Raw genomic sequence first — 8550 nt, 5'->3', positions numbered from 1 at the left:
CCGCTACCCTGGAGAAGGGCAAGTCCGCCAAGGTCACTGTTACCACCAAGAACGACGCTACCTACACCATCAGCATTAATGGCAAGGAGCAGACCGTGACTGCCAACGGCGAGTACACCATCACTGCCGCTGAGGCCGACATCACCATCAGCGTTGTGACCAAGGCTGGCAGCACTGTTACTCCGCCCACCGGCCTGGTGGAATACAAGGCCGTTCTCAACAACGGCACCTATGAGTTCTCCAGCTACAAGCAGCGCGCTCTGAACGACGACGAGGTTAAGGCCGCTCTGCTTGCTGCCACTGAGGGCACCGCTATCGAGTTCAACCCCGACATCGCTTCCGGTTCCGCTCTTGTGACCATAGACGGCGTTAAGACCCCTGTTTCCTTTGCGACTGGCAGCACTGCTGGTTCTCAGACTGCTGCCAAGGAGCTGGTCAAGGTCAGCTACAAGGGCACCGCGATTGCCTATGTTGGCACCGATGTTACCACTACTGGCGAGACCTCTCTTACTCAGGGCCTGAAGGTCGTTGAGGAAAAGGCCGCTGGCCAGAATGCGGCATATAGTTCCGTCATAACGGTTGGAGCCAAGGGTGTTACGGCCATTGCTTCCACCACCACAAAGACCGATGTAAATCTGGTGCCCTCTGTAACCATGACTCTGGGCTCCGGGGTGGCCAAGAGCATCGAAGTGAACAAGGGCAACGGCGAAGGATACGCCAGTGGGAGTAGCCTGAATATTGCCGAGGGCAGCAGTGTCCGCTTCGCCCAGAATGCTGCCGGGACAGCCGGCGTGAGCTACGCCCTGTATGTAGACGGCGTTAAGGTTGGCTCTTCCAAGGTCAGTGACGGCACCGCTGCCTTGAAGTTTGAGGCTGCCATCACTGGCGGCAAGAACCAGGCCGCTGCCATTGACATCAAGCCCGAGTTTGAGGTTTATCTCAATGACACCAAGGTTACTCCCGCTGCTTCTGGTATTGTTATGACTGAACTGCCTGTTGCCACTAAGCTTGTTGCTGTTGCAAAGGATGCTGGCAAGGTCAAGGTTTGGGATGCCAGCGGTATCACCCTTACTGCCCGTACTGACGACACCAGCAAGGGCTACATTCCTGCCGCCTCTCTGACAGCAAATCTTGTTGTGGATGGCAAGATCGACCTGTGGAGCGCCACTACTGTAACTGTGCCTGCAAACAACACTGTGAACACTGTGACTTGGAACGGTACCGAGAGCTTGACCATGTCCAGCACTAGCAGCTATGTGGTGGCTCAGGGCGCCAAGGTTGTAGTTGAGAGTAGCGCTGCTGCAAAGGCTGTTAAAGTTGTGGTTGGCACTACCGAGCCTGTGGTAGCTGTCTCCAAGGATAAGTTTACCAAAGCAAAATCTGGTGAGATCACTGTCGGAACAGAGACCATTGCTTTCACCGAACTGGATGTCATCCGTGAGATCGCCCTTGAGGATGGATCCACTGCCACATTTGCCGGTGGTAAGGCCGCGGCTGATGTTGTATTTACCAGTGCCGGTATTGCGACTCTGACTGCTGATAACTTTACTATCAAGACTGCGGATGGCAAAACAAATGTGACCGGGAACCTGAGCGCAGAAACTGCCTACACGGTAATCGTAAAGGGCGTTGAAGCCGATGCTGCTCATGCTCTTGCTGAGATTACGGCTGATAATGTAACATTCGCTCAGAATGGCGGAACTCTGTATGAGCAGACCGCTCAAGGCACCGTGAAGCTGGAGAGCGATGGCACTTACACTCTGACCTTCGTTATCAAGACTCCTGCCTAAGCAATTCAGCGTTAAACCCAGTTCCCCGGGCCCTTTCGGGCCCGGGGCCTTTTCATCAGGATAGGTCGAAAAGTGCAATCACGTAGTAGGTACGGTTTGCCGCGTTGCAGATAGCGTTGGTCTTGTCAAACTGGCCTGATAAAAATGTAAAGGTGACCGAGTTACCCGACCAGGCGGCGGCAATATTGGCGGACGAGCCGCCCGCGCCGTGGGACAGAACGCTGGAGTTTCCCTGAACGGTGAACATCTGTGCGCCGTACCCGGTGACGAAAACCGCCGCAGGCCTGCGGGAAAAGGTGATGGTGTTGGATTCCCCGCCGGTACCGGTGTAGGTGGACAGGGAGATTTGACAGTTGCCCTTCCGGTTCAGGGTGCTGGCCTGCCCGGATACCGTGGCCGACAGGCTGTTCAGTGCCGCCGCAGACGCCTTTACGCTCACCGCAGCGCTGAGACTGTCCACCCTCTGATCCACCCCCTTGATCGCACCGTCGATCTTGACGTTGTCCTCGTTGAAGTCAGTGCGCCGCACGGCGTCATCTTCCTCCCACTGGCAGAGCCGGTAGTTGGCTGTGTGTTTGCTGGACATAGAAAATTCCTCCTTAACATGTAAAAGTAATTGAGCCCGAAAAAAGGCTCCTTTCGCGAAGGAGCTGTCAGCCGCAGGCTGACTGAGGATTGTATTTTGCGAAGCAAAATGTATAAAATAAACAAGATTTATGCAATTCTCATTTGCTGCGCACATTTCGTCTGCGACGAAATACAATCCTCCGTCACGGCTCCGCCGTGCCACCTCCTTTGCGAAAGGAGGCTTTTCGCTGCGGCGGGACGGTGGGCCCTCTATAAAACACAGAAAAACGCCCCAAAGTGGGACGTTTGCATACATTTAATGGAAATGAGGGCGCACTGCGCCCTTTTTTCTTTGCATGGCGTCATTTAGGCCATCAAGTCTACCAAATGTCTACCTCAAAACCCGTCAATCCTCTGCGGCGCAGGGATTGGCGGGTTTTCCATTTTCCAGGTCATCTACCAGGCGTCTACCGGCTTGCACTTTTTTATGTTAAATCAGGTAATTTTTTTGGATTTCATACCGCTTTTGCAATCTTTAACGCTGCGCAAGAGGTGTGACACGGAGGTGGAGGGTTGAAAAAGTCGAAATACCTCGAAATTTTTGGTCAAAACGCAGAATTTTCCGGCAAAAAGGTTGGACTTACGGGGTCTACCAAAGATCGGACGAGGATGCGTTTCGGCCGGACCGGCCCCTCTCAGGCCGAAAAAAATTAAAGGAGGAAATCCGAATGAGAAACCTGAAGCGGGCCCTCAGCCTCACTCTGGCTTCTGTCATGCTCCTGGGCATGATGGTTGTCGGTTCCAGCGCGGCTGCGGGCTACGACGATGTCAGCGAAACTGACAACGTCGAAGCGATCGAGGTTCTGCAGACCATCGAAGTCATGGTCGGCGACGAGCGGGGCTTTGGCCCTGAGCGTTCCGTCAACCGCGCTGAGATGGCGGTTGTCATGGGCAAGCTGCTGAACCTGGATTACAACTACTATACTGCTACCTGCCCCTTTGACGACGTGTACGACTGGGCCCGGGGCTGGGTCGGCGCCTGCGCCGCCAACGGCATTGTGTCCGGCCGCGGCGACGGCGTGTACGATCCCGGCGCCACTGTGACCGCCGTGGAAGCCGCCTCCATGCTGATGCGTGCCCTGGGTTACTTCAAGTACCAGAGCGACTACGCCAACGGCTTTGAGGTGTCCACCGTCCTCCAGGGCAACAACATCGGCATCTTTGACGGTGTTGGCTCCAGCGCTACCGAGCCCATGACCCGTAATCAGGTGGCTCAGATGGTGCTGAATGCCCTGCAGAGCGGCATGGTGCAGCCTGACGGCAATACCCTGAACTACTTTGATGCCAATGGCAACGTGATTGCCACCAACGGCAAGGTGAACTATGTCTATGTGACCAGCAACAAGGCATTTGCCCGGTCCATCAGCTCCGTGGCTGCCACCTCCATGGGCTCCGCCAACGACGCCCCCATTGTGGAGCTGGGCGAGCAGCTGTACAGCGGCAACCTGAAGCTGAACGACAGCGATCTGGACGCCTTTGGCCGTCCCGCCCGTACCTGGGAGTATGACGGCACCCAGATCGGCACCTACGTGAAGAAGGAGCTGCTGCGCAAGGAGTTCTCCGACAAGGTCACCGGCCGCGATCTCTATGAGACCCTGACTGCCAGCACCATTGAGAACTACCGCTACCGCATCACCATTGACGGTGAGACCCGTGAGAGCATCCTGAATCAGGGCGATCTCTCCTATTTCACCCCCGGCAACCTGATCCGCGCCAACACCAACGCTGTGGGCGCCACCGACAAGGGCGTGCTCACCCAGGTGTATGTGGATACCCTGAATGAGATTTACTACATTGCCATCATCAACACCTATGTAGCCAAGACCCTGGAGGACTACAACACCCGGGACGACAACATTGACGTGACTGTCTACGGTGTGAAGAAGGTGGGCGCCAGCAACCTGCTGGTTAAGGACACCGCCGACACCGACGCCGGCACCGTCGGCTTCCAGGCCCGGACCAGCAACCTGAGCCCCGAGGGTGAGGACTTCCCCATCCTGACTGAGGCCAAGAAGGACGAGGTCTACCTGGTTCACGTGGCGGGCGACGAGATTCAGGAAGTCATCAAGCCCGAGCGGCTGGACGGCGTGACCGTCTCCGCCTTTAAGGTCAACAGCTATGTGGTGACCGGCGGCCAGCAGTATGACCACGCCGACACCGCCCTGTATGACCCCGAGGTGCTGGAGATCTACACCACCGCCACCGGCACCGTCAACCTGAAGGACCGCACCTACAACGTCATCCTGGACGAGTACGGCTACCTCATCGGCCTGGAGTTGGTTGAGGACCCCGACCAGTTCGTGTTCATCACCGGCGTGGACGGAAACCTGAGCAACTTCCGCAACAAGGAAGCTGACATGAACGCCATCTTCCTGGACGGCACCATGAAGGTTATCAAGGTCAACGTGACCGACAGCACCGGCGGCGTGGACCGCTTCCAGAGCATGGGCGCTATCGTCAACACCTGGTGCAGCTACACCGTTAACAACAACGACGTGTACACCCTGCACGCTGTGGACACCGCTCTGGGCAACAACAAGTACGGCCAGTGGGCCCAGAACGCCTATGACACCGTGAATGTCAACGGCACTGCCGGCGCTAACGGCACCTACACCATCGACCGGGGCCACGTCTCCCTGGTGGGCGGCAGCCTGGCCCGCGTGTATGGCAACGAGGAGACCGTCTACATCAATGTCTCCCTGAATGTCATCAACAGCAACACCGAGTTTACCTATAATGCCAACGGCACGGTTGATAAGGACGGCACGTCTGTCAAGAACGGCCTGACCAACGGCATTGGCAACGTAAACTCCTCTACTGCCGCGAATCTGGACGCCAACTATGTCCGCGGTAATACTGATGCTGGCAACATCGCCGCCATCATTGACGATGTGGACTCTGTGACTGTGGGCGTGAACAACGCCAACATCAAGGTGACCAACCTCACCGAGCGCTATGTCGATGATGAATACTACCTGGGCGGCAGTGTTGACAGTAACACCCTGGCCTTCCCCAAGAGCGAAATCTACACCCTGTATCACCGTGACGGCTATGTGGTCGCCGCTGTGACCATCGGCGAGGACGCCGGAACCAGCACCAAGATCGCCTACTTCCCCAACAGTGCCCCCACCCGCGAGGAGTATGTCTCTGACAACACCCGCGACAACGGCGGCTACTGGACCTGGCAGCGTGAGGCCATTGTGGACGGCGAATGGGTCACTCTGACTGAGAAGGGCGACAGCCTGACCCAGCTGAGCGCCAACCGCATCGGCGCCGGCGACGTGGCCGAGATCCGCTATGACGCCGACGGCAACGTCCGCAAGGCGGAGAACCTGACCGACATGGAGAACGCCAAGACCGAGAACAACTACGGCGACATTCAGAACACCGGCAGTGGCGCCAGCAACTTCAAGCCCGTGATGACCACCGGCAAGTACATCACCGACGTGACCAAGCTGGAGGAGTCCGCCGAGGACGAGAACCTGGTTGTTCTGTACGCCAACTACAACAATATCAGCAACGGCACGGTGAACCATCCCACTACCGGCCTGAGCTACAGGAACGGCACCCTGTACACCGACAACGGCAACACCCGCGGCTTCTATGTTGAGGGCGCCAAGGTTATCGTCACCCGTGCCAAGGTCAGCCGCAACGGCACGCCCGGCGTGCTGGCCGACGTGGCCCAGTTCGACAACCACACCGAGACCTTCACCGGCGCCCGCGCCATGGAAAGCGCCCTGAACGCTCTGGACTGCAACCGTGACAACGTCAACTTCTACGGCTACATCATCGCCATCGCCGAGAACGGCCGCGTCACCAGCGTGATCCTGAACGACACCTACGGCAAGGTTGTCAACGAGGGCACCAACACCTCCGGCCCCTCCACCGGCGTGGCCTATGACGAAACTGTCACCAACGTTCAGACCCTGCTGAACGGCGGCAGCAACGTCACCATCCCCGCCAGCTGGATTCCCAGCGATACCTCCGCGGGCGCTTCCAAGTATGTGGAGATTCCCGCCGGTCAGACCCTGACCATCAACGGCAACCTGACCGCTGGCAGTTCCGCAGACCTGTACAACACCCTGCGGATCGGCGGCACCGGCAACCTGGTTGTGAACGGTACCTTTGTGACCGACAGCAATGTGTCCAGGAACATCACCTACAATGTTACCGCTAACGATATGCGGCTGATCGTCCACAACGGCGACACCGTGAACATCAACAGCAACGTGACTGTTGGCTCCACCGGTGTGAACGGCAACCTGCTTATCTCCGGCAGCAGTGCCAGCACCATCAACATCGCCGCCAACAAGACCGTAACCGTAAACGGCAACATCAACAACACCGGCAATACCCGGACTATCAATGTCAATGGCACCCTGACCGCTGATAGCTACAGCGGAACTGCTGGTGACGTTATCAACGTTCTGAGCACCACCTCCCTGCACATCCCCGGCATCGCAAGGAACGTGACCATCAACATCGGTGACGCCTCCAACGCCGGTTACGCCACCATCGGCACCCTGGACAACGCTGACGTGAATGTTATCAAGATCGACAGCACCAAGGTTCCCGAGATCACCACCGTGACCAACGGTACTGTGGATGTCCAGAACGACGCTGAGGTTGAGGTTGCTGCTATTAACGCCTCTGCCAGCAAGACTGCTGAGGTAAAGGTCACTGGTGCAACTGCCAGCGCCACTGTCGGCACTGTTGACACCGCCGCTACCGGCACTGCCAAGGTGACTGTCAGCGGAGCCGACGCCACTGCGGCTATTGACACTGTGACCACTGGCACTGTTGAGACTGACGGAACCGGCGCTGCTGTGACCATCAAGGTTGCTAAAGAGGACGCCACCCTCAAGGGGACTCAGGGTTCTATTGAGGTTACTGATACGCTGGGCACCGTTGACACAACAGGAAACGTGAGCGCTGGTGAAGATGTTGAAGTTGCAATCTTCAAGGCTAACAGTGGTGTCGTCTTCATTTGTGACGAGGAGAGCTGGACTGCGGCGTATAATAGCCTGAACTACAATGATGAACAGAAGAAACTCATCATGGGTGGAGCTACTTGGGAAGAAGCCAAGAGTAACCCCACTTTCCCCTGGCTGTTCGTTCTGCTCAACCCCGTCGATACCGAAAATGGTGTCTGGGTCAAGGATGTGAAGGTTGAGCGCGATGGTACCAAGGTCCAGACCTACGCCGGGACAAATGAAGACAATGACTGGGATTGGACCAGTGAGGATAACAGCTTCAAGGGTGGTTACCTGCACTGGGAGATGAAGAAGAGTTCTGATACGAACACTAGAACTCTGAGCCTGGGTCAGGAGACAGCTGCGGCTGGCACTTACACTATCACCGTTACACTGGTGGTGGGAGATAAGAGTGCTGAGACGGTTAACACTGTTGATGTGGCCTTCTCTGGAACCTTTACCCCTCCCGCCGCTGAACCCGCTCCCGAAGCGTAATCAAGCATAAGTAACCCCCGGGCGAAAGCCCGGGGGTTACTTACCTGCCATCCTGGGAGTAGAAAGCGACTACATGATATAAAATTCCATCTCGATTCATTTGAGTGATCGGTTCATAGCTGTGGATTGCCAGGGTGTTCCCATCCCAGTGGGAGCGGGTGGTGGTCAAAATCAGCTTGTTGTTCACCGCTTCATAGGCCCCGAGAAATAGGGGGTATTCGGAGTTTTTGGCCATCAAAACCAGCTCTTCCGTACCAAAGATGAGAAAAAAAACCGGCTTGACGGAAAAAACAACCCGCGTCGGCTTGTCCTGGCCGCAGGTTCCGGTTCCGGTGTAGGTGAAGTACTGAATCCTACAGTTGCCCAGCCTGGACAGCGACGTGGTGTGCCCCGACACCGTCCGGGCCAGCGCGTCCAGCGCGGAGGTGTCCGCCTTGCTTCCCGCCAGTGCCGCCAGCGCGCCGTCAATCTTGGCGTTGTCAGCGTTGAAGTCCTCCATCAGCACCTTGTCCGTCCGCTCCCACTGGCAGAGCTGGTAGTTTTCTGTAAGCTTGCTTGACATAGAAAAATCCTCCTCAAAACAAAAATGTAATTGAGCCCGAAAAAAGGCTCCTTTCGCAAAGGAGCTGTCAGCCGCAGGCTGACTGAGGATTGTGTTCGCCAAA

At 56.7% G+C, this 8550-nt stretch carries 4 protein-coding genes; 2 read left to right on the top strand and 2 right to left on the bottom strand.

The genetic code is table 11. The annotated features are described in order from the left end of the window. Positions 1-1790, top strand: a 1790-nt coding sequence (locus NFS22_RS22515) for a hypothetical protein (RefSeq protein ID WP_251319891.1), incomplete at its 5' end; no start/stop codon positions are given. A 55-nt stretch (positions 1791-1845) separates the two neighbouring features. On the opposite strand, the gene NFS22_RS22510 is transcribed toward NFS22_RS22515, so the two are convergent. Next, the gene (locus NFS22_RS22510; RefSeq protein WP_251319890.1) at positions 1846-2376 is read right to left on the bottom strand and encodes a hypothetical protein; all 531 of its coding nucleotides are present in this window, start codon (positions 2374-2376) and stop codon (positions 1846-1848) included. Between the two features lie 709 nt (positions 2377-3085). Between NFS22_RS22510 and NFS22_RS22505 the strand changes: the two genes are divergently transcribed. Continuing rightward, the gene (locus NFS22_RS22505; RefSeq protein ID WP_251319889.1) at positions 3086-7885 is read left to right on the top strand and encodes a beta strand repeat-containing protein; all 4800 of its coding nucleotides are present in this window, start codon (positions 3086-3088) and stop codon (positions 7883-7885) included. Positions 7886-7925: 40 nt separating this feature from the next. On the opposite strand, the gene NFS22_RS22500 is transcribed toward NFS22_RS22505, so the two are convergent. Continuing rightward, a complete protein-coding gene (locus NFS22_RS22500; RefSeq protein ID WP_251319888.1) occupies positions 7926-8447 on the bottom strand; it encodes a hypothetical protein in 522 nt (173 codons plus the stop codon). Between the last annotated feature and the right edge of the window lie 103 nt (positions 8448-8550).

Origin of the sequence: Flintibacter muris (assembly GCF_943192995.1) — a bacterium.
GTDB lineage: Bacteria > Bacillota > Clostridia > Oscillospirales > Oscillospiraceae > Lawsonibacter > Lawsonibacter muris.
This window is presented reverse-complemented; position numbering and strand designations above follow the sequence as displayed.

Coding starts and splice junctions, on each gene's coding strand:
- NFS22_RS22505 (WP_251319889.1), top strand. CDS start 3,086: ATGAGAAACCTGAAGCGGGCCCTCAGCCTCACTCTGGCTTCTGTCATG.
- NFS22_RS22500 (WP_251319888.1), bottom strand. CDS start 8,447: ATGTCAAGCAAGCTTACAGAAAACTACCAGCTCTGCCAGTGGGAGCGG.
- NFS22_RS22510 (WP_251319890.1), bottom strand. CDS start 2,376: ATGTCCAGCAAACACACAGCCAACTACCGGCTCTGCCAGTGGGAGGAA.